This window comes from Bradyrhizobium sp. AUGA SZCCT0105 (assembly GCF_018129565.1).
GTDB lineage: Bacteria > Pseudomonadota > Alphaproteobacteria > Rhizobiales > Xanthobacteraceae > Bradyrhizobium.
In genome coordinates this window covers 287,752-312,539 of record NZ_JAFCMK010000002.1, presented here as the reverse complement: position 1 = coordinate 312,539, position 24,788 = coordinate 287,752, and the positions used below count along the sequence as shown (strand labels likewise).

19 protein-coding genes are annotated in these 24,788 nt (G+C 63.1%); 13 read left to right on the top strand and 6 right to left on the bottom strand.

What is annotated here, in order from left to right:
• Positions 1-128: 128 nt before the first annotated feature.
• Positions 129-656, bottom strand: a complete 528-nt coding sequence (locus tag JQ573_RS10460) for a hypothetical protein (protein ID WP_212309864.1) — start codon at positions 654-656, stop codon at positions 129-131.
• A gap of 247 nt (positions 657-903) precedes the next feature.
• Between JQ573_RS10460 and JQ573_RS10455 the strand changes: the two genes are divergently transcribed.
• From JQ573_RS10455 to JQ573_RS10445, 3 genes are all read left to right on the top strand, one after another.
• Positions 904-2,055: a zinc-binding dehydrogenase gene (locus tag JQ573_RS10455; RefSeq protein WP_212309863.1), complete on the top strand. Its 1,152-nt coding sequence runs from the start codon at positions 904-906 to the stop codon at positions 2,053-2,055.
• A gap of 121 nt (positions 2,056-2,176) precedes the next feature.
• The gene (locus tag JQ573_RS10450) at positions 2,177-4,123 is read left to right on the top strand and encodes a cyclic nucleotide-binding and patatin-like phospholipase domain-containing protein (protein WP_212309862.1); all 1,947 of its coding nucleotides are present in this window, start codon (positions 2,177-2,179) and stop codon (positions 4,121-4,123) included.
• 58 nt (positions 4,124-4,181) lie between these two features.
• Positions 4,182-5,321 (top strand): amidohydrolase/deacetylase family metallohydrolase, encoded by a 1,140-nt coding sequence (locus JQ573_RS10445; protein WP_212309861.1) that lies wholly within the window; start codon positions 4,182-4,184, stop codon positions 5,319-5,321.
• A 156-nt stretch (positions 5,322-5,477) separates the two neighbouring features.
• On the opposite strand, the gene JQ573_RS10440 is transcribed toward JQ573_RS10445, so the two are convergent.
• Positions 5,478-6,170, bottom strand: a complete 693-nt coding sequence (locus JQ573_RS10440; protein ID WP_212309860.1) for a hypothetical protein — start codon at positions 6,168-6,170, stop codon at positions 5,478-5,480.
• A 275-nt stretch (positions 6,171-6,445) separates the two neighbouring features.
• Between JQ573_RS10440 and JQ573_RS10435 the strand changes: the two genes are divergently transcribed.
• Positions 6,446-7,294, top strand: coding sequence for an SDR family NAD(P)-dependent oxidoreductase (locus JQ573_RS10435; RefSeq protein WP_212309859.1), 849 nt, complete (start codon positions 6,446-6,448; stop codon positions 7,292-7,294).
• A 25-nt stretch (positions 7,295-7,319) separates the two neighbouring features.
• On the opposite strand, the gene JQ573_RS10430 is transcribed toward JQ573_RS10435, so the two are convergent.
• Complete coding sequence (locus tag JQ573_RS10430) at positions 7,320-8,540, bottom strand: ABC transporter substrate-binding protein (protein ID WP_212309858.1); 1,221 nt, start codon at positions 8,538-8,540, stop codon at positions 7,320-7,322.
• 515 nt (positions 8,541-9,055) lie between these two features.
• On the opposite strand from JQ573_RS10430, the gene JQ573_RS10425 reads away from it, so the two are divergent.
• On the top strand, positions 9,056-11,065 hold the full coding sequence (locus JQ573_RS10425; RefSeq protein ID WP_212309857.1) for an SPFH domain-containing protein: 2,010 nt from the start codon (positions 9,056-9,058) through the stop codon (positions 11,063-11,065).
• A 495-nt stretch (positions 11,066-11,560) separates the two neighbouring features.
• Here JQ573_RS10425 and JQ573_RS10420 read toward each other — a convergent pair whose 3' ends face one another.
• Positions 11,561-13,171, bottom strand: a complete 1,611-nt coding sequence (locus JQ573_RS10420) for an ABC transporter substrate-binding protein (RefSeq protein WP_212309856.1) — start codon at positions 13,169-13,171, stop codon at positions 11,561-11,563.
• Positions 13,172-13,531: 360 nt separating this feature from the next.
• On the opposite strand from JQ573_RS10420, the gene JQ573_RS10415 reads away from it, so the two are divergent.
• From JQ573_RS10415 to JQ573_RS10395, 5 genes are all read left to right on the top strand, one after another.
• Positions 13,532-14,392: a xanthine dehydrogenase family protein subunit M gene (locus JQ573_RS10415; RefSeq protein WP_212310733.1), complete on the top strand. Its 861-nt coding sequence runs from the start codon at positions 13,532-13,534 to the stop codon at positions 14,390-14,392.
• Positions 14,393-14,396: 4 nt separating this feature from the next.
• Complete coding sequence (locus JQ573_RS10410) at positions 14,397-14,879, top strand: (2Fe-2S)-binding protein (RefSeq protein ID WP_212309855.1); 483 nt, start codon at positions 14,397-14,399, stop codon at positions 14,877-14,879.
• Entirely contained in the window at positions 14,876-17,134 is a 2,259-nt protein-coding gene (locus JQ573_RS10405; protein WP_212309854.1) for a xanthine dehydrogenase family protein molybdopterin-binding subunit, read from the top strand. Before JQ573_RS10410 ends, JQ573_RS10405 begins: the two co-directional genes overlap by 4 nt.
• A 252-nt stretch (positions 17,135-17,386) precedes the next feature.
• Complete coding sequence (gene coaA, locus JQ573_RS10400) at positions 17,387-18,349, top strand: type I pantothenate kinase (protein ID WP_409334664.1); 963 nt, start codon at positions 17,387-17,389, stop codon at positions 18,347-18,349.
• A gap of 185 nt (positions 18,350-18,534) precedes the next feature.
• Positions 18,535-21,078: an SIR2 family protein gene (locus JQ573_RS10395; RefSeq protein ID WP_212309852.1), complete on the top strand. Its 2,544-nt coding sequence runs from the start codon at positions 18,535-18,537 to the stop codon at positions 21,076-21,078.
• A gap of 50 nt (positions 21,079-21,128) precedes the next feature.
• Here the strand turns inward: JQ573_RS10395 and JQ573_RS10390 are convergent, their stop codons facing one another.
• Complete coding sequence (locus JQ573_RS10390) at positions 21,129-22,073, bottom strand: ornithine cyclodeaminase family protein (RefSeq protein WP_212309851.1); 945 nt, start codon at positions 22,071-22,073, stop codon at positions 21,129-21,131.
• Between the two features lie 142 nt (positions 22,074-22,215).
• Between JQ573_RS10390 and JQ573_RS10385 the strand changes: the two genes are divergently transcribed.
• Together JQ573_RS10385 and JQ573_RS10380 are read left to right on the top strand one after the other, a co-directional pair.
• Complete coding sequence (locus JQ573_RS10385) at positions 22,216-22,956, top strand: hypothetical protein (RefSeq protein ID WP_212309850.1); 741 nt, start codon at positions 22,216-22,218, stop codon at positions 22,954-22,956.
• A 223-nt stretch (positions 22,957-23,179) separates the two neighbouring features.
• On the top strand, positions 23,180-23,566 hold the full coding sequence (locus JQ573_RS10380; RefSeq protein ID WP_212309849.1) for a hypothetical protein: 387 nt from the start codon (positions 23,180-23,182) through the stop codon (positions 23,564-23,566).
• 111 nt (positions 23,567-23,677) lie between these two features.
• Here JQ573_RS10380 and JQ573_RS10375 read toward each other — a convergent pair whose 3' ends face one another.
• Positions 23,678-24,259: an HdeD family acid-resistance protein gene (locus JQ573_RS10375; protein WP_212309848.1), complete on the bottom strand. Its 582-nt coding sequence runs from the start codon at positions 24,257-24,259 to the stop codon at positions 23,678-23,680.
• Positions 24,260-24,499: 240 nt separating this feature from the next.
• Between JQ573_RS10375 and JQ573_RS10370 the strand changes: the two genes are divergently transcribed.
• Positions 24,500-24,721 (top strand): dodecin, encoded by a 222-nt coding sequence (locus tag JQ573_RS10370; protein WP_212309847.1) that lies wholly within the window; start codon positions 24,500-24,502, stop codon positions 24,719-24,721.
• Positions 24,722-24,788 lie beyond the last annotated feature (67 nt).

The following is a 24,788-nucleotide window of genomic DNA, read 5'->3' as shown; positions in this document are numbered from 1 at the left end:
ACCTCCATCATGTCGCAGCAGATCGGGCACGACCTGATGTCGTTCGTGATCTCTGACAAGGTCGAGGCGTTCGCGCCCGACGGCACCGCGATGAAGTGACGATCTCCGTGCGAAGGCGGCGCAGCGGGTTACTTGGCTTCGGCGTCCATGGCCGGTTCGGCCGGCACCGCCGGTGGCTCAACAGTCACGGCCTTGAGCACCTTGCGTTTCGCCGCGCGGATCTCGAGCTGCAAAGGCGGCTGGTAGGAGCCGGCTGGCGGTTCGAACATGAAGCCGTGGTGCCCATCGCCCTTGTTGAGCTTGAGCAGATCCCTGCGGAATTGATCGGCGACGACTTCGGCAACATGATCGCCGTTGAAATAGATATCGATCGTGACTCGTTTGTCGGGGTGCTGGTCGTACAGGGCCCAGCCGGCGATCCGGTTCTCGTTGAAGACGTCGACATGGCCGGTGACCTCGCCCGAAAGGCTCTCGATGCCGGCTTCGATCACCTCGAGGTCGCTCTTGTAGATCGATCGCGTGACGTCGAAGCTGAAATGCGCGGTGTCGACACATTGGTCGAGCAGGTTCTGCCGATGTTCCTTCATGCGTTGCAGCGTGTCCAACTCGCCCAGCTTGACGTACATGCCGACGATGCCTTCGATACCAGGATTCATGGTGTCGTTCCCCGCAATGCTACAAGCCTATTGGCCCTCAGTTGCGTTCACAATCAACGGTTCTTTGCGATGCTTCCTTGCGGAAAAATACTCCGGTCAAGACTTGAAGCGCGTCGTCCCGCCAAGCCTTTCATCAAGGTCTGTCATGAAGGCCTTCATGACAGGCGTTCATGACATCCCGATCATCCTGACCTAAAGTCGGTGCGGCCGAACCCGGCCCAATGACAAGGACAGGGAGAGCGAACCGATGCAGCAGATCCGCGTATGCACGCATGACGGACCTGGAGCCAAGCCTGTAATCCGGACCGTGCCATGGCCGGATGTCGGCAAAAAGGCGGCCTTGATCAAGGTCGGCGCCTGCGGCGTTTGCGGAACCGACCTGCACATCCTGAAGGGACACTGGCCGAAGCCGCTGCCATGGCCGTTCACGCTCGGCCACGAGCTCGGCGGTGTGATCGTCGAATGCGGCCCGGAGTTCACCGAAGACTTCATGAGCAAGCCGCTGCAGGTGGGATCGAAGGTGATGATCCCGCCCTTGATGCCGTGCGGCCGGTGCTATTACTGCATCCATTATCCCGAGAGCGCCAACAAGTGCCTGACGCCGGTGTATTACGGCCGCTATCTCGGCTTCGACAAGGCGCCGCACATGTGGGGCGGCTGGGCCGAATATGTCTATGTCGATCTCGACATGCTGCCCGGCACCAAGATCTACAAATTGCCTGACGATATGTCGCTGCGGCTGGGCGCACTCTCGGAGCCGCTGACCTCCTGCATTCGCGCCTTCAACCGCGCCACCCGCGCCGGCGGCTTCAGCTGGGGCGACACCGTGGTGATCCAGGGCTCCGGGCCGATCGGCATCCTCGCGGTCGCGGCCGCGCAGGAGATGGGAGCGGGGCGGGTGATCTGCGTCGGCGCGCCGGAAACGCCCCGGCTGGCGCTGGCGCGCAAGTTCGGCGCCGAGGCGACCGTCGATATCGAACGGCTGAAGACGCCTGAGGAGCGCATCAAGGCGGTGCGCGACATCGTCGGCGGCTTTGGCGCCGACCTCGTGATGGATTGCTCGGGCCATCCGACCGCCGGCCCAGAGGGCATCGAGATGCTGCGCGACGGCGGCACCTATGTCGAGATGGGCCAGTTCACCGACGCCGGCTCGATCAATACGTCGTGGCACCGCATCTGCACCAAGGACCTCAACGTGCTCGGCTCCTGGGGCTTTACCGGCAACGACCTGCCGCTCGGCGTCGACATGCTCTACCGCACGCGCAACAAATATCCGTGGCTCGACATGCAGACGATCTATCCGTTCACCGAGGACGGCGTCGCGCGCGCGGTGGCGGACGCGATGGCGATGAAGACGGTGAAGTCGACCATCGTGCCGTGGCCGGAGCTGGTCGGGTGATGCAGGCCAATGGAAGCCTCGCTATTCCTGTTGCAGTGCTCCCAAGGAATGCCGGCCGGCCGCCGTCAGGACCGGCCTGATATCGCTCGCCGGGACGGCGGCCCGGCGCTAACATCCGTGCATGCAATCGAACCGTGTGCCGCCGAGCGCAACGTTTGCGTGGGGAAACCTGTCCGAGGACTTCGCGCTGTTCCGTACGCTCAGCGCGGAGCAGCGGCTGATCGCCTTTGGCGCGATGACCCGGCGCGACCTGGTGCGTGGCGAGCTGCTGGTCGAGCAGGGCGGCGCCTCGGATTCATTGTTCCTGGTGCTGCACGGCGCGCTCGCCGTGCACCGGACCGATCATCCCGAGCCGATTGCGGAGCTTCGCGCCGGCGAGCTGGTCGGCGAGATCGGCTTCTTCGCCAACATCCCGCGCACGGCCAATGTGATCGCGATCCGCGATTCCAGCGTGCTGGTGCTGACGCGCGCGGCCTACGCGCGGCTTGTCCAGGAAGCGCCCGGCATCGTCGAGGCGCTGCTTGCCGCGCTTGCGCAGCGGTTTGCCGTCCAGACCGCGCGCCTGTTGCCCGTCCGGGCGTCACCGAAGGCGCGCACCGTCGCGCTGATTGCGGGCGGACGGGAGCCGGTGCCGGCTGCCTTTGAACAAAGGCTGCGCCTGAGCCTTGCCGCCGCAGGTGCCGAGATCGTCGATCTCGCGCGCATTCAGGCCATGTTCCCCGGCCGCGCGCTGGACTCGTCCGAGGTCGCCGACTGGCTCAACCGGATCGAGTACGACGCGCCGCTGGTGGCTTATTTCGGTGGTGCGGAAGCATCCGAATGGGCGCGCAAGACCATTCGCCAGGCCGACCTCGTGGTGTTCGCCTGCCGCGGTGATGCTCCGCCGCCGGTTCTCACCGAGATCGAAAGCTTCGCCTGCGCCGTGCATCCGGCGTCGGCGCGGCGCCTGGTTCGCGTTCATGATATCAGGCAGCACGAGGTCAGCGGCACCGCGGCCTGGCTGGCGCGGCTGCCTTGCTTCATGCATCACCATGTCGCGCTCGAAGACCAGATCGATATCGAGAGCCTGGTTCGCTTCCTGTGCGGCCGCGCGGTCGGGTTTGTCGCCGGCGGCGGCGGCAGCCTCGGCACCGCGCATGTCGGCATCTACAAGGCGTTCCGCGAGCGCGGCGCGATGTTCGACATCTTCGTCGGCACCAGTGTCGGTTCGGCGATGGCGGCAGGCTTTGCCAAGAACTACGACGCCGAGCATCTCGAGCGCGGCACGCATGAGATCTTCGTCTCCAGCCGCAGCTTCCGCCGCCCGACCTGGCCGCGCTACGCGCTGCTTGACCACAAGGCCTTCGATCGGGCGCTTGCCGATCAATATGGCCACACCTGCCGGATCGAGGATTGCTGGCGGCCGTTCGCGGCGGTCGCGACCAATCTGTCGACGCACAATCTCGAATTGATCCGGACCGGCCTGCTCTGGCAGGCGGTGCGGGCATCCAGCGCCATCCCCGGCCTGCTGCCGCCGTTCTACACGAAGGACGGTTCAATGCTGGTCGACGGATGCCTCGTCGACAACGTTCCGCTGGCGCAAATGCATCAGATGAAGAGCGGACCGAACCTGGTGGTCCATTTCGGCGAGCCGGCGACCGAGATGTTCGACGTCGACTATGCCGCGCTGCCGGGAAGGTTCGAGCTGCTCGCGTCGCTCTTGACGCCGTTCCGGCGGAAGGCGCTGCCGGCGGCGCCGAGCGCCGTCAACGTGCTGTGGCGGAGTCTCGTTGCGCATCAGCGCTACGATACGCTGCCGACGACGCCGCTCGACTTCGTGATGCGCCCGCCGACGCCGGATGGCGTCGACGTGACCGATTTCGACCGTCATCAGGAAATCTTCGAATCCTCGTACCGCTGGGCTCAGGAGACTATCTCCGCCTCGGAGGCGGCGCATCATCCGGCCGTTGCAGCGATCGTCGCGTCGGCCAAGGGGACGGACACGGGTGCGGAGTTGGCCGCGAACAACAGCGCGGATCAGACGACGACGGTGACCGCACCCATTTCCCACCAGGCCCGCGTCGGCTGAACGTCTTGCAGGCGGCGTCGAAGTCGATCATCGTGCCGGCCGAAATCCGGAGATGACGATGCCTTTCGATTTGATTCTGCGTGGCGGACGGGTGATCGACCCGTCGCAAGAACTCGATGCGGTGACGGATGTCGCCTTTGCCGGCGGCAAGGTCGCCGCGGTCGGCCGGGAGCTGAAGGCCGATCCCGCAACCGAGGTCCGCGATGTCTCGGGGCAGATCGTCTCGCCGGGGATCATCGACCTGCACACCCATGTCTATTGGGGCGGCACCTCGCTCGGCATCGACGCGGAGGAATTTTGCCGCAACTCCGGCGTCACCACCTCGGTCGACACCGGCAGCGCCGGTCCCGGCAATTTCGCCGGCTTCCGCAAGCACGTGATCGAGCCGAGCCAGGTCCGCATCCTCGCTTATCTGCATGTCTCGCATGCCGGCATCTTCGGCTTCTCGGACCGTGTGATGGTCGGCGAGAGCGAGGAACTGCGGCTGATGAATCCGGTCGAGGCGGCGCGCGTGGCGGATGAGAACCGCGACCTCATCGTCGGCATCAAGGTGCGGGTCGGCCTGTTCGCCTCGGGTACCTCGGGGCTGGTGCCGCTCGAGATCGCGCTCGAGGTTGCCGAGCAGGTCGGCATGCCCTTGATGGCGCATATCGACCATCCGCCGCCGAGCTACGAGGAGGTGCTCGCGCGCCTGCGCCCGGGCGATGTGCTGACCCATGCGTTCCGACCGTTCCCCAACACGCCCGCGACCGCGCAGGGCACGGTGAAGAAGGTGGTGCTGGAGGCGCGCGAGCGCGGCGTGCTGTTCGACATCGGCCATGGCAAGGGTTCGTTCGCCTTCAAGACCGCGCGTGCGATGCTCGCCAACGGCTTCTACCCCGACACCATCTCCTCCGACATCCATCAGCTCTGCATCGACGGTCCCGCCTTCGACCAGGTGACGACGATGTCGAAATTCCTCTGCATGGGGATGTCGCTGCCGGACGTGATCGCGGCGTCCACCGTCAACGCCGCGATGGCGCTGCGGCGGCCGGAGCTCGGCAGTCTCAAGCCCGGCAGCGTCGGCGACGCCACGCTGCTCACGATCAGGGAAGGGCAGTTCGATTATGTCGACGTGGTCGGCGAACACCTGACCGGCGATCGCAAGATCGCGTCCGAAGGCGTTGTGATCGGCGGACGCTGGCGGCATCCGAGATAGAGCGTACGCTCAAAGAATCCGCATCGGCTTCTCCCCAAAAGCCGGCTTCGAGGGCGGTCCGAATCGATGCTGGGAATTGAACGTTTCGCAGGCATCCGGCAGCAATTACCGGGTCATACGCAATGACCGCTTCGGGCCAAAGGGGGCATCCTTTCGTCAGTCATTTTTATACCCCTTAAGCACAGCTGACATCTGGCCCTTTTCCTTCAGCCATTGCGGCCAATTTTCTGGCCGCGGCGTCACTGGATCGTCGGTCAATTGTAGGACGACACGTTTGAGCTGGACGCCTGGCCCAAAATTCGCAGCTAAGTCATCGGGCGGAAGATCGACATACCTGTGCTGACCGTCGATATCGACGAACCGTATTAGCCGTGGCAGCGTGACAAATGGCACGTCGCGCGGCCCGCGTTGACGAAGCAAGTCTTCAAGCGCCGTCTTCTTCCGAGCATAATCGGCCGCTCCACCGGATAAGCGATAGGCCGCAAAGGGCAGGCATCCGATATCGTCAAACAGGCAGAAAACCTGCTCATTGCGCTCGGCACGCTGCGCGGCTGTCCTTGTCGCATTCGAGAATGTTAGAAACAGCAAGCCCTTTTCGCCGAGATCGACGGTTGGTGCATATCCGACAGGCAGCGGAAATGAGTTGTACTGGCTGGGAGACCAACTCGGCTCTATATTGTAAGAGAGGTCAATGACGCTCGATCCGGTCTTGATCTGGTCGCCGTCCTGTACCTCGACGGTGAGCCGGTAGCGGACGTGAACGGTATAAAAATTGAGCCACAATAAGCCGACCCCAGCGATCACCAGACCTACGGGTACGCCGAGCGCTGTCAGGCAGCCGTTCCGCATTCGATATCTCTCAAGCCCAAAGCTTTACGGATCAACCAATCGCCAAATATTACTGGTTGTATGAAATATCGTCGTCAACCGATAATGTTTCCAATGCTCAATTTTGAATGAAGCAGGCGACTTCCGTTCTGGGTCCAGGAGTGGACATTCCGCACACTTCCCAATCGCTTGAAAGTGCGGTCATATGGCGGCCGGTGACGCTTGCACCTTTGACATTGGACGTTGACACTTGGCGCCCTGGGGCGAGGGTGTCTGCTTGCACGGGGGGAATGCGCGTGAAGGAACTCGCTGGAAAGACTGCGTTTGTCACCGGTGCAGCGTCGGGCATTGGATTGGGGATTGCGACCGCTCTCGCCCAGGCGGGGGTGAAAGTCATGCTGTGCGATATCGAAGAGGCGGCTCTGTCCGCGGCGCTCGAGCAGCTGAGGCGCACCAACGTCGATGTTGACGGCGTGAAAGCCGACGTCTCGCTCAAGGCCGAGCTCGCGGCGGCCGCCGAAGCCACGACTGCCCGCTACGGCAAGGTGCATATCCTCGTCAACAACGCGGGCGTCGGCGGCGGTGGGCCCTATGGCGCCTGGACCGACGCGGCATGGGATTGGACCATGGGCGTCAACCTGATGGCGACCATTTGGGGGATCGAGATTTTCGGCCCGTTGATCGAGCAGCATGGCGAGGGTGGACACATCGTCTCCACAGCCTCGATCGCTGGCCTTATTTCAGGGGAGAGCAATGCATACAACGTTTCCAAGTATGGCGTCGTCGCGCTGTCCGAGGGCCTGCGGCGTGAACTCGCGCCCCGAGGGATTGGCGTATCGGTGCTGTGTCCCGGGTTCATCCGCACTCAAATCGTGGACTCAAGGCGCAACCTCCCCAAGCGCTTCGACGGGGCGGTCCGTGCCTTGCCGACTTCAGGCCCACGTGCCGAGCAGATCAGTCTGATCCGGGAGCGCATCTCTCAGGGCATAGAACCCAACTATGTCGGTGAACTCGTCCGCGAAGGCGTCGAAAACGACTGGCCCTATATCTTCACCGACCTCGAATTCGAGCCGATGGTCGACGCGCGCTTCGCCGCAATCAAGCAAGGCTTCGACCACATTCGCGGGCGCAACCCGAAACGTTGAGCATCCGAGATGACCGGTGGATCCTCTAGTCGGCGACGATTGGCCCGAACGGTTCCCATCGTTCGCCGGTGAAGTGCATCATCCGGAACTGCTTGATCACACGATAGTCGGTGCGGCTGGTGTTGATGGCAAGGCCCGGCAGCAGCAGGTCGAGCTTGACGTCCTTCAGACTGGCGGCCTGACGCATGATGTTGTCGCGCGAGACATCGTCGCCGCATTGTTGCAGCACGCGCACCAAGAGCTCGGCTGCGCTATAGCCGTAGACCGTGAAGAGGCTCTTCCTGTCGCCGTCCGCATAATACGAGTCCATGAACGCGCGCCATCGCTTCATGCCCGCATCGTCGGCCCAGGTCGGGTCGGCGGCCTCCTTGAACGAGCTTGCCGAGATCAGCCCTTTGGCATTCTCTACTCCCGCCGGCACCAGCACCGCGTCGATCGAGGACGAGCCGACGCCGAGCAAATGCAGCGGCTGCCAGCCGAGCTCGGCCGTCTTGCGGATGGCCTGGGCGGCGAATTTCGGTGCAGCCATGTCGATCAGCACATCGACCGCTGCGGCCTTGAGCCGGACCACCTGCGTATCGATGGTCGGGTCCGTCGCATCATAAGGGGCTTCGGATGCCAGCATGGCCGGCGCCCGCGCGCCGAGCGCGTCCTTCAGCCCCGCGAGATACTCCTTTCCGCTCTCGTCATTCTGGTAGAGCAGGCCGATCCTGGCGTTCGGATGATTGTCGAGAATGAACCGCGCATAGACGCGGATCTCGGTCCGCAGGTTCGGCGCGAATCCCATGGTCCAGGGAAAGTTGACCGGATCCTCGAACCGCGTGGCGCGCCCACCCGCGAACAGCTGCGGGATATGGCGGTCGTTGAGATATTTCTGCACCGCAATGTTTGAGGCGTTACCGACGCCCTGGAACGTGAACAGGACCTCGTCGCGCTCGACGAGTTTGCGAACCTGCTCGACCGTCTTGGCCGGCGTTGCGGCATCGTCATAGGAGATCAGGTTGATCCGGCGGCCGTTGATGCCGCCGCCGTCGTTGATCATCCGGAAGTAGGCGGCCTGCACCTTGCCGATGACGGAGAAAGCCGACACCGGGCCGCTATAGGGCATCGTCTGTCCGATCCTGATTTCGCTATCGCTGGCGCCGGGATCGTATTTGCGGTCTTCGGCGAGCAGGTCGGCCGCAGCAAACAGACTGAGGCTGATGATTGCGGCTCCGGCTGCCGGTCTGTACCAGCTCTTACGCATCACGCGGCTCTACGGCTGCCGATGTCGTCGACGGGACGTCGCGCGCGCCGGCCTGCTGCAACGCAAGCATTCCCTCATGGTAGAATCCGCGTGCTTCCATGCCGGTTTCTCGCGACGCCGGTTCAGCAAACAGACTCCATAGCATTGGCGCGCGCATGCGGTCTCGCGATGTGTCGGGCGTTTTGCCCGAAGCGGCGTCGACATATTCCCGGCTGATCAGCGAGCCACATTGCTATGAAGGCGTGAGCTCCCCGGCCGGGACTTCGCGCCTCTTGCGCGCCAACGCCGCGTCAAGCGCGCCGCTGCGAATGATGTGCAATCGCAGCACGCCGTTCGCGCCGATCGATGTCGCGCGATCAGTCCAGCGGTTCATGCTGTCATCAAAAAAAGATTGGCGGTGCGAATAATGTTCACGCCTTGCGCCACCTAGCCCTCGCATCACATCTCCGCATCGCAATTCTTGGGTGCAGGTTTGGGCTCCCAAACCGCCCAGTTGCGAATTGTGGAGATGGACTATGGACTTCCTCGGTTTTCTTAATGGTTCAGGTTTAACCCAGCCTGCCATTTGGATCGCTGCAGCGGTCGCGTGTGTGATCCTGCTGCGCATATCGAACGTATTTCGCTACATTCCCAACAACCAGGTCGGCATCGTCGAGAAGCTGTGGGCGATCAAGGGCTCGATCGACGGCGGCTTCATCGCGCTGAACGGCGAGGCCGGCTACGAGCCGGAGGTGCTGCGCGGCGGCCTGCACGTGATGTTTCCCTTCATGTACCGGATCCACCGCTCGGACCTCGTGACCGTCGGCCAGGGCAAGATCGCCTATGTGTTCGCGCGCGACGGCGCGCCGCTGGAGCCTTCGCAGGTGCTCGGCGCCAACGACAGCGAAGACAAGTCGGACTTCCAGGACGCGCGCCGCTTCCTGCTCGGCGGCGGCCAGAAGGGACCGCAGCGCAAGATCTTGCGCGAAGGCACCTATGCGATCAACACCACGCAGTTCGCCGTCATCACCGACGAGCGTGTCTATGGCCATGCGCTCAGCGAGCGGGAACGCGGCGTGCTGGAGAGCATGCAACTCACGATCACCGAGCGTTGGGGCTTTGCGCCGGTCGTGCTGGCGGCCGATCACGATCTGGTCGGCATCGTCACCGTGCATGACGGCCCGTCGCTGCCTCCGGGCGAGATCATCGCGCCCGAAGTCGGCATCGAACTGCGCGACGCGGCGACCTTCCACAACAATTTCCAGGAGCCCGAGAAATTCCTGCGCGCCGGCGGTTATCGGGGCCGCCAGCTCCAGGTCATCGTCGAGGGCACCTGGTACATCAACCGCCTGTTCGCGACCGTCGAGGCGGTGCCGAAGACGGTGATCCCGGTCGGTAATGTCGGCGTCGTCATCTTCTACACCGGCCCGCGCACCGACGATGTCTCGGGCGAGCAGTATCGCCATGGCGAGCTGGTGCTCAACGGCGGCCGCGGCGTCTGGAAGGACCCGCTGCTGCCCGGCAAGTACGCCTTCAACACCTATGCCGGCAAGATCGAGGTGATCCCGACCGTCAACTTCATCCTGAAATGGGTACGCGGTGAGGTCGGTTCGATGAAGCTCGACGAGAACCTGTCGGAGATCTCGCTGATCACCAAGGACGCGTTCGAGCCGACGCTGCCGCTCTCGGTGGTGATGCATATCGACTACAAGAAGGCGCCGATGATCATCCAGCGCTTCGGCGACGTGAAGAAGCTGGTCGAGCAGACGCTCGACCCGATGGTCAGCGCGTTCTTCAAGAACATCGCGCAGAAGATGACGCTGATCGAGCTGTTGCAGAACCGCGCCGCGATCCAGGAGGAATCGGCGCAGGTGATGAAAGCGAAGTTCGAGGGCTATTCGCTCGACCTACAGGAGGTGTTGATCGGCACGCCGCGCGCGGCCGCGAACGACCACACCATCGAGAACATCCTGATCCAGCTCCGCTCGCGCCAGATCGCGCGCGAGCAGATCGAGACCTATCAGGAGCAGGAGAAGGCCGCGGTGCAGGAGCGCGCGCTCAACGAAGCCAAGGCGACGGCGGCGGCGCAGACCGCACTCACGCAGTCGCTGATCCAGGTCAAGGTCAACGAGAACGAGGGCGCGGCTGCGCTCGCCCGTGCGCAGAAGGATGCCGAGACCCGCAAGGTGACGGCAGCGGCGGTCGGCGAGCAGTCGCGGCTCGAAGGTCAGGGCGAGGCCGACCGGGTGCTGGCGGTCGGTACCGCCAACGCGCAGGCGACCAAGTTGTCGGTCGATGCCTATGGCGGGCCGGAATACCGGCTTGCCGAGCAGAACTTCGCGAAGTTCGCCGATGCGCTGACGCGGATCAACCAGCCGCTGGTGCCGCAATTCCTGATGTCGGGCGGGCAGGGGCAGGAGGGCAACAGCGCGGGCCTGATCCCGACCGCGATGCTGAGCTCGATGTTCGGGCAGATGATGCCCGGCGCATTGGAGAAGCTGAAGGGCGAGGCACCGAAGGCCGCGCGCCGCACCAACGGCCAGTGAGGCGGCGATACTCAGGCGAGTCGAATAGCAGGGAAGTGTGCTCCCTCTCCCGCTTGCGGGGAGGGGCAATCGCATATGGCAGCGAAAGCTTGGCGCTGCTATTTCCACATCGTCATGGCCGGGCTTGTCCCGGCCATCCACGTCTTTTTTCACGCGGAAACCAAGACGTGGATGCCCGGCACAAGGCCGGGCATGACGAGTTTGTGGAGGGATCGAGCGCATATGCGATAGCCCTGCGCTTGCGGGGGAGGGGCATTTGCATGAATTCGGAATATTAGAAATATATTGGTGATTTGCCCGACGTGTCAAGTTGCCCGGTGGCGGCCGTCGGCTACTTTGCATGGGGTTGTTTTCGATATTTTCGCGGCGCGCAGCGGGGCGGCCCGGGGTGGAGGCTCGCTCCGCGAGCCAGGTTCTGGAGAAAGCCGATCAACCTGCCTGCGTGCTGCGGCTAACCTAACGATGATCTGCGGCGCAAAGATCGCGCCGCCGATCCTATTCGGTCTTGTCGACGTTCCAGAACACCGGCGGCGCCGGGCCTTCCAGCACGCCGGTGAGCGATTTGCGCCAGGCGCTCGGCAGGCGGAACTGGCCGAGCGGGACATAGATCACCTGCTCGTAGGCTTGCTTCTGGATCTCCACCGCGAGCTTCTTCTGCTCCTCAGGTGAGGTGGCGCGGGCGTAGGCGTCGCGCATCTGCTCGAGCTTGCCGTCCTCGGGCCAGCCGAACCAGGCCCGCTTGCCGTTCGCGGCGATCTGGTTGTTGACGATCGGGTTCATCACCTCGGTCGCGCCTGTGAAGGTGAAGAACAGGTTCCAGCCGCCTTCCTTGGGCGGCTTCTGGCTGGCGCGGCGGCTCACTACGGTCTGCCAGTCGGTCACCTGCGCGTCGACGTTGAAGCCGGCTGTGCGCAATAGCTGCGCCGCGACGGTCGGTGGCCCCTTCAGCGTCTGCACGTCGCCGGGGATCATGATCACGACGGGCGTGCCGTCATAGCCCGAGGCGGCCAGCGCCTTCTTCGCCTCGGCCATGCCGTTGCCCTTGATCAGCGTCTCCGCGCCGGCGTCGCTGGCGAGCGGCGTGTCGCAGGCGAAATAGGAGCCGCAGATCTCGTAGTACTTTGCGTTGCCGACGGTGGCGTCGAGCACGTCCTTCTGGTTCATCGCCAGGAATGCCGCGCGCCGGATCTTGGGATTGTCGAACGGCGGGTGCAGGAAGTTCATCCGGCCCTCGATCTGGAAGCCGAACTTGTTCAGCACGGCCACGGTGAGATCGGAATTGGCTTCGAGCACCGGCACCAGGTCGATCGAGGGCTGTTCCAGGAAGTCGATGTCGCCGGATTGCAGCGCGTTGATCGCGGTCTGCGCGTCGGGCATCGTGATCCATTCGACGCGATCGACCTTCGCGACCTTGCCGCCCGACAGCCAATCCGGCTTTTCCTTGCGCGGCAAATAGTCGGCGTTCCGTTCATAGACCGCCTTCACGCCCGGCTGGAATTCGGCCTGCACGAACTTGAACGGCCCGCAACCGATCTGCTCGGCGATCTGCTTGCCCGGTGGCGTCTCCGCGAGCCGCTTCGGCATCATGAAGGCGACGTAGGAGGAGGGCTTTGCCAGCGACTCCAGCACCAGGCCGTACGGCTCCTTGAGCTTGAGCACGATCGTCTTCGGTCCGCCGGCCTCAAGGGAGGCGGTGAATTCGGCCAGCTTCTGCGCCATGCCGTCAACGACGGTCCAGCGCTTCAGCGAGGCGATGCAGTCCTCCGCCGTGACCGGCGCGCCGTCATGCCATTTCAGGCCGTCGCGCAGTGTGAAGGTGTAGGTCAGCTTGTCGTCGGAGATCGTCCAGTCCGCCATCTGCGGCCGGACCTTGAAGCTTGAATCGATGCCGAGCAGCGTGTCGTAGACCATGTAGCCATGGTCGCGGGTGATGTAGGCGGTGGTGAAACCGGGATCGATGATGCGTAGGTCCGAGTGCATCACCGCCGAGATGGTCTTGCCCTTGCCGGCGGCGATGGCTCTCGATGAGAGGATAGCCGGGGCCGCCATCGCCGGCGGCACGCTGGCCGCGAGCTTGAGGAGCGTTCTGCGCGAAACATCGACCATTCGCCGTCCCCCGATTTTGTCGTTGCGCCGGCACGTAGGCCGCAGCGGCCTGCATGCTTCACCAATCCGTGACGCAAAGCAAGCAAGGGCCATGCCGCCAATCTCAGGATTTCGGCGGCGGGTTCGCGTGGACCGTGACGTGAACGTTCGATGACCGCGGCCGCGTCGCGCGCCACCGCCGGCACCGCGCAAGCGCGCATCCTGCATAGGAGCCTGCGCTTCCTGCCGCACCTCGCAGGCTGTTCGGACGGCGATCCGCCGTGTAGGCTTGCGGTCTGCCGGCCAGCGATAAGGCCATATCCCGCACATCCCTGAGGGAACAAGCAGCCGAGGGAGACCAGAAGAACCGTCATGACCGATATCCGATACGTAGCACCGCGCACGCTTGATGAAGCGATCGGCGCATTTGCTGCCGCCGGGAGTGCCGCCCGCATTATGGCAGGGGGTACCGACTTATTGGTGCAAATGCGCTCCGGCCTGGTGCGGCCGGGATTGATCGTCGACATCAAGAAGATCGGCGAGATGACCGAGATCACCGAAACCGCCAATGGCGGTTTCCGCGTCGGCGCTGCCGTCTCCGGCATGGAGCTCGCCGACCACGCACGCTTCGGCAAGGTTTGGCCCGGCGTGCTCGAGGCGGTGAACCTGATCGGCTCCAAGCAGGTGCAGGGCCGCGCTTCCGCCGGCGGCAATCTCTGCAACGGCTCGCCGGCCGGCGACAGCGTGCCGGCGATGATCGCGGCGGGCGCCGTCGTCACCGTGCAGGGCCCGAACGGCCGCCGCGAGCTCAAGGTCGAGGATGTGCCGGCCGGACCGGGACGGACCAACCTCAAGCCGGGCGAGATCCTCGTCAGCTTCACCTTGCCGCCGCGGCCCAAAGGCTCGGGCGACGCTTACTTGCGGATGATCCCGCGCACCGAGATGGACATCGCGGTGGTCGGCATCGGCGTCAGCCTGACCTTGAAGGACGGCGTCTGCACCGCGGCTCGCGTCGGCCTCGGCGCGGTGGCGCCGACCGCGCTGCTGGTTGAACCGGCGGCAAAGGCGCTGATCGGCTCGGAGCTCGAGGACGCCGCGTTGGAGGCGGCTGCTGCGGCATGCCGCGCCGCCTGCCGTCCGATCGACGACAAGCGCGGCACCATTGCTTACAGGACAAAGACCGCCGGCGTGCTGCTCAAGCGCACCGCCGCGATCGCCGCCCAGCGCGCCGGAGGACACTAGCACCATGCCGAAACTGCACGTCACCACCTCGGTCAACGGCGAGCCGGTCGAATTCCTGTGCGAGCCGTATGAGACCATGCTCGACGCCTTGCGCGGACAATTGGGCTTGACCGGCTCCAAGGAGGGCTGCGCCTCCGGCGATTGCGGCGCCTGTTCGATCACGCTCGACGGCAGCCTGATCTGTTCCTGCCTGATGCTCGCGGCCGAGGCCGAGGGCCACGAGATCCGGACCATCGAGGGCATGGCCACGGGCGACAGGCTGCATCCCTTGCAGCAGAAGTTCCTCGAGCATGCCGCGCTTCAGTGCGGCATCTGCACCTCGGGCATGCTGGTCGCCTCCGAGGCGCTGCTCGCCAAGAACTCAAATCCGACCGAAGAGGAAGTCCGCTTCTGGCTCGCCGGCAATCTCTGCCGGTGCACCGGTTACGACAAGATCGTCCGCGCGGTGATGGAGACCGCCGCCGAAATGCGGGAGATGCGGCCATGAACGTCGTCAACAACAAATGGATCGGTCAGCGCACCATCAGGCCCGATGGCGTCGACAAGGTGACCGGCCGCGCGGCGTTCGCCGCCGACACCACCATGCCCGGCATGATCTGCGGCAAGGTGTTGCGCAGCCCGCATCCGCATGCCCGCATCAAGTCGATCAACACCACCAAGGCCGAGGCGCTGCCCGGCGTGAAAGCGGTGGTCACTTCGCGTGACATCGTCGACTTCACGATCGAGAAGGGCGCCGTGATGCTCGGCATCCAGGACATGCGCTGGATGTGCCGCAACGTGATGGCGCGCGACAAGGCGCTGTTCCCCGGCCATCCCGTCGCCGCCGTCGCCGCGACCACGGAGGCGATCGCCGCGGAAGCCTGCAAGCTGATCGAGGTCGACTACGAGGTGCTGCCCTGGGCGATCGAGATCGACGACGCCTTGAGGCCTGACGCGCCGATCCTGCACGAGTTCAACAGATTCGACGGCAAGCCCTCGAACATCATGGGCCGCATCGAATCCAAGAAGGGCGACATCGCGCAAGGCTTCAAGGACGCCGACATCGTCGTTGAGCGCTCCTTCACCACGCGACCGGTGCACCAGGGCTACATCGAGCCGCATGCCTGCCTGATCTCGGTCGCGGCCGACGGCAAGACCACGATCTGGTCGTCGAGCCAGGGCCAGTTCATGGTGCGCGCGATGACCTCGATGCTCACAGGCATCCCGCAGAGCGACATCCGCGCGATTCCCGCCGAGATCGGCGGCGGCTTCGGCGGCAAGACCATCGTCTATCTCGAACCGCTTGCGACCTTGCTCGCCAAGAAATCCGGCCGCCCGGTCAAGATGGTGATGACCCGCGAGGAGGTGATGCGCGCCACCGGGCCGACCTCGGGCTCGAAGAGCACGGTGAAGATCGGCGCCAAGAAGGACGGCACCATCGTCGCCGCCCATGGCAGCTTCTACCTGCAGGCCGGCGCCTTCCCGGGCTCGCCGATCCGCGGTGCGGTCGGATGCAGCTTTGCGCCCTACGACATTCCGCATGTGCTGTCGGAAGGCTTTGACGTCTGCTCCAACCGCTCCAAGGTCGCGGCCTATCGCGCACCCGGCGCGCCGATCGGCGCCTATGCGGTGGAATGCGTGCTCGACGAGCTCGCAGAACGCCTCAAGATCGATCCGTTGGCGCTGCGGCTGAAGAATGCGGCCAAGGAAGGCACCAAGGCCGCGCACGGCCCGGTGTTTCCGCGCATCGGCTATATCGAGACGCTGGAGGCCGCCAAGAACCATCCGCATTACGCCGCGCCGCTCGGCAAATATCAGGGCAGGGGCGTTGCCTCCGGCTTCTGGTTCAACGCCGGTGGCGAATCCTCCGCGCAGGTCAACATCACCGAGGACGGCAATGTCGTCGTCACCACAGGGCATCCAGATATCGGCGGCTCGCGCGCCGGCATCGCCAACATCTGCGCCGAGCTGCTCGGCATCGACTACAAGCGGATCTCGGTCATCATCGGTGACACCCAGACGGTCGGCTTCTCCAACCTCACCGGCGGCAGCCGCGTGCTGTTCGCCTCCTCGATGGTGGTGACGCAGGCGGCCGACAAGGTGATCGCCACCTTGCGCGAGCGCGCGGCGAAGATCTGGGAGATCGACCCTGAAGCGGTGAAATGGGAGAACGGCGCCGCGCATCCGGTGAGCCCGAATGCCGGCCAGTTCGAGCCGTTGACGCTCGCGGACCTTGCCGAAAAGGCGCCGTCGCAGGGCGGCCCGATCGGCGCCAGCGTGCAGCTCAACACCCAGGGCGCCGAGGGCGGTTTCGGTACGCACATTTGCGACGTCGAGGTCGACGTCGATCTCGGGATCGTGCGCGTGATCCGCTACACCGCCGTGCAGGATGTCGGCCGCGCCGTGCATCCGAGCTATGTCGAAGGCCAGCTGCAAGGCGGCGTCGCGCAGGGCATCGGCTGGGCGCTGAACGAGGAGTACATCTACAACAAGGACGGCAAGGTCGATAATCCGGGCTTCCTCGATTACCGGATGCCGGTCTGCTCCGACCTCCCGATGCTCGACTGCGCGCTGGTCGAGGTGCCGAACCCGAAGCATCCGCAGGGCGTCAAGGGTGTCGGCGAGGTGCCGCTGGTCCCCGTCATGGCCGCGGTCGCCAATGCCGTCCACAACGCCCTCGGCAAGCGCTTCTACAGCCTGCCGATGTCGCCGCCGAAGGTCTCGGCGGCACTGGACGCACCGGCGCAGCAAGCCGCGGAGTGATTGTGTAGGGCGGATTAGCCGAAGGCGTAATCCGCCGTCCTTCCGTGCATCGAGATGCGGCGGGTTACGCTTGCGCTAACCCGCCCTACGATTCTGGCCGAGACAGTCACCTTGTAGCCCGGATGAGCGAAGCGATATCCGGGGAGAGACCTTCCCGCATATCGCTTCGCTCATGCGGGCTACTCGTTTGCCATCAAGCCTCCGGCGCAGGGCCATTGACGCCGCTGGCTTCACCTCGGCAAGATCGATCGGATGCATCAGGCTCACCGTGAACGGATGAGAATGACCCACCCCGACGAGCTCTCCGCCTACATGATGTTCGGCCGCGGCGACTGGGCGGCATTGCGCTCCAGCACGTCGCTGACACTGTCGGACGGCGATCTCACGGCGCTTCGCGGCTTGAACGGGCCGATTACGTCGGCCGAAGTCAGCGACGTGTATCTGCCGCTGACGCGCCTGTTGAACCTGCATTTCTCGGCGGCCCGCAATCTGATGCAGGTCAAGGCGGAGTTTCTCGGCCGGCCGGCCCGCCCATCGCCCTACATCGTCGCGTTGGCCGGGAGTGTCGGCGTCGGCAAGAGCACGTTTGCCCGTGTGCTGTGTGCGCTGCTGGCCGGCTGGGCCGACCACCCGCACGTCGAGCTGGTGACGACCGACGGCTTCCTGCATTCCAACGCTGTTCTGGAAGAGCGCGGCCTGATGCGGCGCAAGGGCTTTCCCGAGAGCTACGATCTGCCGCGGATGCTGCGGTTTCTCGCGGCAGCCAAGGCGGGTGAAGGTGAGCTCGAGCTGCCCGTCTACTCGCACCTGATCGGCGATATCGTGCCGTCGGAACGGCAGGTCATCCAGCAGCCGGACATCCTGGTGTTCGAGGGCCTCAACGTGCTGCTGGCACGCGGCACGGCGCCGGTGGTGGTCTCGGATTTCTTCGACTTCTCGATCTACCTCGATGCCGATGAGGCCGACATCCAATCCTGGTATGTCGAGCGCTTCCTCAGGCTGCAGCCGACCGCGTTCCGAAACCCCGCCTCCTATTTCCACCATTACAGGGACCTGCCGCCCGGCGACGCGCGCGAGGTCGCGGAGCGGCTGTGGCGTGAGCATCATCGCGCCAATCTCAGGGAGAACATCTTGTCGACGCGGACGCGGGCCGACATCGTACTGCGCAAGCGCTCCGACCATTCGATCGGCGAGGTCTGGTTGCGGGAGACGTAGCAAAAACGTAAATTTGGCCCGGAGAGCGAACCGAAATCGGATGGAGCTTTTCGTGCATTTTGTTGCGCCGATGGGATAAATAGTTCGTCGGCTTGTCGGTTTGTCGGATTTACTCTTAAGGGCCGTCTTGCAATGATGCGCGCATACACCTTTGGATTGTGCGGTGCATTCATTGCGAGGGGATCATGCAAATCGACGATGCGGACAAGCAATATTTGCTCACCTCTATGAAGCTTGGCGAAGTAATTCTCATTCTTGGAGCTGGGGCCTCGGCCAGCAGCAAAAATTCGAAAGGCGAAGACGTTAAGGTCGGGCTGAATCTTGCGAAGGTGGTCGCTGAGCGCGCCGGCATGCCTTACAATCGTGAAAAATTAACCGATGTCCTTGCCGCCACAAGCTCGGTACTGAGCAGAGCGCAATTGATTGACTTGCTGCGCCGAGAGTATGTCGGAATCATACCATCCAGTGAATTGGAGCACTTGTTCTCGTACAGCTGGAGACGAGTTTATACATGGAATATCGACGATGCGCTGTTGAACGTGAGGCGGCGCTCCGTCCAGCATCGACGCTACTATAACGGCCTAATCGACAAAGCTGCCGAATTAGAAGGGCTTGAGCAGCTCCACGTCGTCTTCCTCCACGGTGAGATTACCAAACCGGAACACGGCTTTATTCTTACAGAAACCGAGTATGCTACTTGGCTGAAGTCGGACAAGCATTATTGGTACAACCGCGCAGCGCAAGATTATCTGGCATTTTGCCCGGTTTTCATCGGTTCTTCGCTACAAGAGCCGATTTTGAACGCGGAGCTCGAGCGCGCGCGTCGAGAAGCAAATTCGAACTTTGGACGAGCATTCCTCGTTACTCCTGACAAATTGAGTCCGATTGAGGTCGGGAGTCTTAGGGCTCGAGGCATAACTCACCTTAGGGGGACGCTCGAAGAGTTCTCCAATTGGCTATCCGTGAATTTGCCCGGAGGGCGAGCGCCTAAACAGGTTGTTGCGGAAAACAACAATTATTCGAACGAAGCGTTGGACTCCTTGACCCGCGAGGATATGGCCGCTGCGCACTTCCTGCACCATGTTTCGAACCAACAGCTGAGCCAAGCCCTTGGCAGCATGTCTGCCACTGCAAAGTCGACCATGGCGAGACAATTTCTGCGCGGGTTTCCTCCAAGTTGGAGGATCGCGTCATCAGATATTCCAGTTCAATTGGAGGCATGTAGCAAGCTTTACGAGACCCTCTCCGCTGCTGTCGGCGCCAACCAGCGATTGTTCATCGTTACCGGTCAATCCGGGAGTGGGAAGACCACCGCGGTCATGATGACTTTGCTGCGTTTTATACATGAGCACCAGGACGTAGATCTATTCGAGCTGAGCCCTGACGTGCGATCTGCAAGACGAGCGTTTCAATTGTTGCGCAAAGTCAGCGACCGCAAAACGATAGTTTATATCGGGGACCTTTTTCTTTTCGGCGACGCCTTTCGCGAAGATCTCGATGTTTTGTCGGGTCAGGATGTAATGGTCGTATCGACCGCGAGATCCGGTGAGTGGCGAGATCGGCTGGCCCGAAATCTTCCTGATATCGAGCCGTTTACGTTTCAACGTTTCGGCAGGAAAGATTATGACCCGCTTATCGATCGGCTTATTCAGTATGTTCCTTCGCCTCGATTTCGTAAGTTGAGCCGCGCAGATCAGCACAAGAAGTTGGCCGAATCGGGCAGCCAACTCCTAATCGCGTTAAGAGAGGCAACCGAGTCGCAGAACTTTACCGATATTATCACGGACGAGTTTGAGAACTTACCTGATCAAGACACGAAGTTTCTTTTGCTGATTGTCGGATTATCGACAATGGCGCGCGTCGGAATTAGCCGAGAGGGCGCGATTGAGGCTTACGGCACGTCCGCTAAGGGGCGCTCATTTGAGGCTGCCCTCGCTGCCCTTGAGGGCATAGTCGATCAAGCCGATAATAGAAGGCTTTACGCTCGTCACGAACTTTACGTACGGCATATCGTGGAAAACATCGCGACTTTTGCAGAGTTCTCTGCCGTAATTAAGTCGATACTGCGTACATACCTCAAGTACAACATTCCGATAGTTCGCAGCGTCAATCGGCTAGACTCGCAGCTATTCAAATTCTTACTCAATCATGACTTCATTTTTGTGCACGCCGACCGGCACGGGGATAGGGCTTCAGGCCAGGAAATATACGCCGAATTCGAGGTGGAATTCCAATTGGATGGCCACTTTTGGCTTCAATACGGTCTGTACCTCGCTGAGATCAACGATTTGACGGGCGCAATCGATAAGTTGCGCATGTCGGTGAAGGCTTATCCCGATAATCCGTATGTTGTTCATGCGCTGGCTGACGTCCAACTTCGCGTAGCTAAGAATCGTGCAGCGTACGATACGTTGACAAGGGTTCTTATCGACGAAGCAGTCAAGGCTCTCAAACTTCAAGATGCGTCGGCGATCGAAAGCGATATCTATCCCATCGTTACGCTGGCGAATGGCCACATCTCAGCGCTCCTGCGACACAAGCAAACCGCCGCGGCTCGCAATGTTGCCAGCCAATACTTCGACCGTCTACAACAGCTCGAAAAGAGGCTGGCATCTCCGTCATTGACGACCATGAAGGAAAAGGTTTTTCGCTTCGTGACCTTGAATGAATGGCACGACAGACCTATGCACGTCAAAAAGCGCTCTGATCTCGGCAAGTATGATGCCTAGCGCGGATCAGTGTGAAAGGCGCGAAGCGTCTAGTCGAAAACTTATGCACATTACCTCAGCTCTTTCCCCAACTGTGCGAACACCGTCTCGCAGGTCATCAAGTCCAGATGCCCGCCGCCGGCGTTCTTGAAGAAGGTGATGTCGTCGGCGGACAGGCGGCCGGCGACCTTGCCGGTCGCGAGGTCGTAGTGATCGCCGAGCACGTCACTCTCCTTAATCGCGCCGCTCGCGATCGGCGCCAGAATGTCGCCGACGCCGTCGAAGGCGGATTCCCTTCGGTCAACGAAGATGCGCGAGCGCCGCGCCGCCTCGTCGTCGGACTCGCGGGTGTCGGGGGTGAAGCCGCCGACCAGATCGAGATGGGCGCCGGGCTTCAGGTTCGCGCCCTTGACCAGCGGCTCGCGCGAGCGGGTGCAGGTGGTGATGATGTCGGCCTCGCGTGTCGCGGCGTCGAGATCGGTGACGACATCGGCGGCGATGCCGTCGCCGTCAAGCTGTGCGGCGAGCTCGTACGCGCGCTCGGCCGTCCGGTTCCAGATCCGCACCCGCTTCAGCTGCGGCCGCACCGTGCGGTGGCCGCGCACCAGCCAGTGCGCCATCTCGCCGGCGCCGACCACCAGCAGCGTCGCGGCATCCGGCCGCGCCAGATGCTTGGCGCCGAGCGCGGAGTCCGCGGCGGTCTTCCAATGGGTGATCTCGGCGGCGTCCATCACCGCCAGCGGCCGCCCGTCATTGCCGTCGAACAGCACGCAGACCGCCTGCACGGCCGGCAGCTTGCCGTGCGCGAGGTTGCCCGGGAAGCTGGTGTAGAGCTTGGTCATCATGAAGCGGCCGGCATCGACCGCGCTGCGGGTCACCAGCTGCTGGCCCCTGTCGTCGCCGAGATAGCCGTCCTTGACCGCGATCTTCGGCCGCCGGTGCGCGGCCTCGATCGCTTCGATCAGGATCGGAAAGGTCAGGACGCGGTTGACCTCGCGGTCGTCGACAATATGCACTGTTTCTCTCCTCGGGCGCGCCGGACGCCCCAAAAGCGCTCCGGACTGATAGCGCGTAGGGAAGGCCAGTCAACCGGACATGCGCCGCCGCGCGGCACTTGCTATCCTGCGCACCTGATTCTCTCGCAGGTCCTTGCAAGCCGTGGTTGCAGTCGTCGTCGCCATCCTGATCTTCATGCTGCTCGGCGGCGCCGCGCTTGCCACCATGGCGATCCATGGCCGGCTCCAGGACCATCACCGCAGCGACGAGACCAATACCTCGGTACGCCTCGTCGCGACCCTGTTCGTCACCATGCCGTCGCTGCTGCTCGGTCTGATGATGAACAATTCGGCCAACACCTATGCGGCGGTTGACCGCAACCTGCACGTCTTCGCGACCGACCTCATCCTGCTCGACCGCAGCCTGCGGCCGCTCGGCCCCAGCGCCGACGAGCCGCGCAAGCGGCTGCTCGCCTATGTCGAGCAGGCGCTCAAGGATGCCCCGATCTCGCGCGCGAACGAGGTGTCCGAACATCTGCTCGACGAGGTCGGCAACAGTCTCCGCGAGCTGAAGTTCAACGACGAGCAGAGGATTGCGCTTTGGAACGACGCCCGCTCGGTCTATCGGCAGGCGGTGCAGCAGCGCTGGACCTTTGTCGAGCAGTCCGACGGGTCGTTCCCGTCACCGCTGATCTGCATCCTGGTCGGGTGGCTGACGCTGATGTTCGCGACGCTGGGGTTTCGCGCGCCGCGCAATGCGGTGGTGGTCTCGACCTATATCGCCGCCGCGGCGCTGATCTCGGCCGCGATCTATCTGATCCTCGAAATGAGCACGCCGTTCTCCGGCCCGATCCAGCTCTCCGACCGCCCGCTGGTGCGCGCGGCAGAGGAGATCAGACGGTAAGCATCAGGTGCTGTAGCCCGGATGAGCGAAGCGATATCCGGGATAGTCTCCCGCATATCGCTTTGCTCATGCGGGCTACGGGCCGGTATCGGCACGCGCTCTCGCCTTTATTCCCCTCACGCCCGTCTCTCGGCCGAAAATTCTTCGCGCGCAGCCAACGGAATACGGTGCGTCCTCCGGCGTCCTACGCATGCAAGCCATTTGCATTCGAAAGGGAGACACCATGAAGACAACGCTCGCACTCGCGTTCGCTACTGCCGCTTCGTTTGCGCTCGCGTCCGCCGCCTTTGCCGCGCCGCCGACCAAGACCGGCACCACGGCGAAGGGCTCAGTCCTGACCGACGCCAAGGGCATGACGCTCTACACCTTCGACAAGGACAGCGACGGCAAGTCGGCCTGCAACGGCCCCTGTGCCACGAACTGGCCGGTGCTGAAGGCGGAAGCCAGCGACAAGGCCGAAGGCGGCTACACCATCATCGCGCGTGACGACGGCTCGAAGCAGTGGGCCTACAAGGGCAAGCCGCTCTATACCTTCGCCAAGGACCAGAAGGCCGGCGACATCACCGGCGACGGCTTTCTCAACGGCGCCTGGCACCTCGCGCAGCCCTGAGCATTGCAGGGAGAACTGCAGCGAGGGTTAGCGCAAGCGTAACCCGCCATCGTTCCGCCTGTGAGATTTGCGGCGGGTTACGCTGTCGCTAACCCGCCCTACATTCGCGCGTCACGCTCGCTGCTTCAGCGCCATGCCCATGCTGATCCAGCTGACGCCGGCGCAGATCAGGTCGACGCTGAGGAAGATGCCAAGCACGTAAAGGCTCGACACCGGCCAGCGCGCCAGGATCATGACCCCGAGCACCAGCGTGATCAGCCCGGAGATCGCGACCATTCCCCACGGCGCTGCCGAGTTCATGCCGAACGCCAGGAAGATGCGGACGATGCCGGAGACCACCAGCGCGATGCCGAGGAATAGCGTCAGGGTCGCTGCGGCGAGCAGCGGGTTCTCGAAGGTGATGAAGCCCGCGACGACATAGAGCGCGCCGAGCAGCAGCCAGAACAGGAACTTGCCCCAGGTCTTGAACTGGAATGCGTTGATGATCTCGGCAACGCCGGCGACGATCATCATCGCGCCGACGAACAGCACGCTGACGACGGTGGCAAAGAACACGCTGCCGAAGGCGAGCACGCCTGCGATCAGGTAGATCACGCCAAGGGCGACGATCCAGCCCCACTTGGCGCGAAGGTTGGCAAGCCCGGATCCGAGGCTGTGAGGAGGTGTGGCGGGTGAGCTGGACGCTGTCGACATCGTATCGCTCCCGAATACTTGGTCAAACCATGCTACCATAGGTCATGGCGCGGACAAAGCCAGGCGCCCGGCTGGCACCAAATGCATGCTGGCACCAAAGGCGCCGCAACACGTTGATTCAAGTCAACCGGTGTGTTGCCGCGCAGCATTCGTCGTTTGACGACAGCCCGTACCGGACGACGGACTGTCCGGATCGGAGTGCGAATTGTCCGGATCGCGCATCCACCCAAGGAGGTCGACATGCCCACCACGCACGACAAGGACCACGTCTACAAGATCCTCGAACTGGTCGGATCATCGGACAAGAGCATCGAGGCGGCGATCGAGAACGCCGTCAGCCGCGCGTCGAAGACGGTCCGGGAAATGAAATGGTTCGAGGTGGTGCAGACCCGGGGCCATATCGAAGACGGCAAGGTCCGCCACTACCAGGTGGCGCTGCGGGTCGGGTTCACGCTGGAATAGGGCGCTCAGGGCAGCTTATCGCGAGAGCGCGAGGCTGAATCGCATCCTCATCTGTCATCGCCCGGCC

Bases quoted from the DNA above. Each gene is read 5' to 3' on its own strand.
- JQ573_RS10450 (WP_212309862.1), top strand. From the start codon at position 2,177: ATGCAATCGAACCGTGTGCCGCCGAGCGCAACGTTTGCGTGGGGAAAC.
- JQ573_RS10425 (WP_212309857.1), top strand. From the start codon at position 9,056: ATGGACTTCCTCGGTTTTCTTAATGGTTCAGGTTTAACCCAGCCTGCC.
- JQ573_RS10405 (WP_212309854.1), top strand. From the start codon at position 14,876: ATGAACGTCGTCAACAACAAATGGATCGGTCAGCGCACCATCAGGCCC.
- JQ573_RS10410 (WP_212309855.1), top strand. From the start codon at position 14,397: ATGCCGAAACTGCACGTCACCACCTCGGTCAACGGCGAGCCGGTCGAA.
- JQ573_RS10460 (WP_212309864.1), bottom strand. From the start codon at position 656: ATGAATCCTGGTATCGAAGGCATCGTCGGCATGTACGTCAAGCTGGGC.
- JQ573_RS10445 (WP_212309861.1), top strand. From the start codon at position 4,182: ATGCCTTTCGATTTGATTCTGCGTGGCGGACGGGTGATCGACCCGTCG.
- JQ573_RS10430 (WP_212309858.1), bottom strand. From the start codon at position 8,540: ATGCGTAAGAGCTGGTACAGACCGGCAGCCGGAGCCGCAATCATCAGC.
- coaA (WP_409334664.1), top strand. From the start codon at position 17,387: ATGCATCAGGCTCACCGTGAACGGATGAGAATGACCCACCCCGACGAG.
- JQ573_RS10375 (WP_212309848.1), bottom strand. From the start codon at position 24,259: ATGTCGACAGCGTCCAGCTCACCCGCCACACCTCCTCACAGCCTCGGA.
- JQ573_RS10380 (WP_212309849.1), top strand. From the start codon at position 23,180: ATGAAGACAACGCTCGCACTCGCGTTCGCTACTGCCGCTTCGTTTGCG.
- JQ573_RS10455 (WP_212309863.1), top strand. From the start codon at position 904: ATGCAGCAGATCCGCGTATGCACGCATGACGGACCTGGAGCCAAGCCT.
- JQ573_RS10370 (WP_212309847.1), top strand. From the start codon at position 24,500: ATGCCCACCACGCACGACAAGGACCACGTCTACAAGATCCTCGAACTG.
- JQ573_RS10395 (WP_212309852.1), top strand. From the start codon at position 18,535: ATGCAAATCGACGATGCGGACAAGCAATATTTGCTCACCTCTATGAAG.
- JQ573_RS10420 (WP_212309856.1), bottom strand. From the start codon at position 13,171: ATGGTCGATGTTTCGCGCAGAACGCTCCTCAAGCTCGCGGCCAGCGTG.
- JQ573_RS10440 (WP_212309860.1), bottom strand. From the start codon at position 6,170: ATGCGGAACGGCTGCCTGACAGCGCTCGGCGTACCCGTAGGTCTGGTG.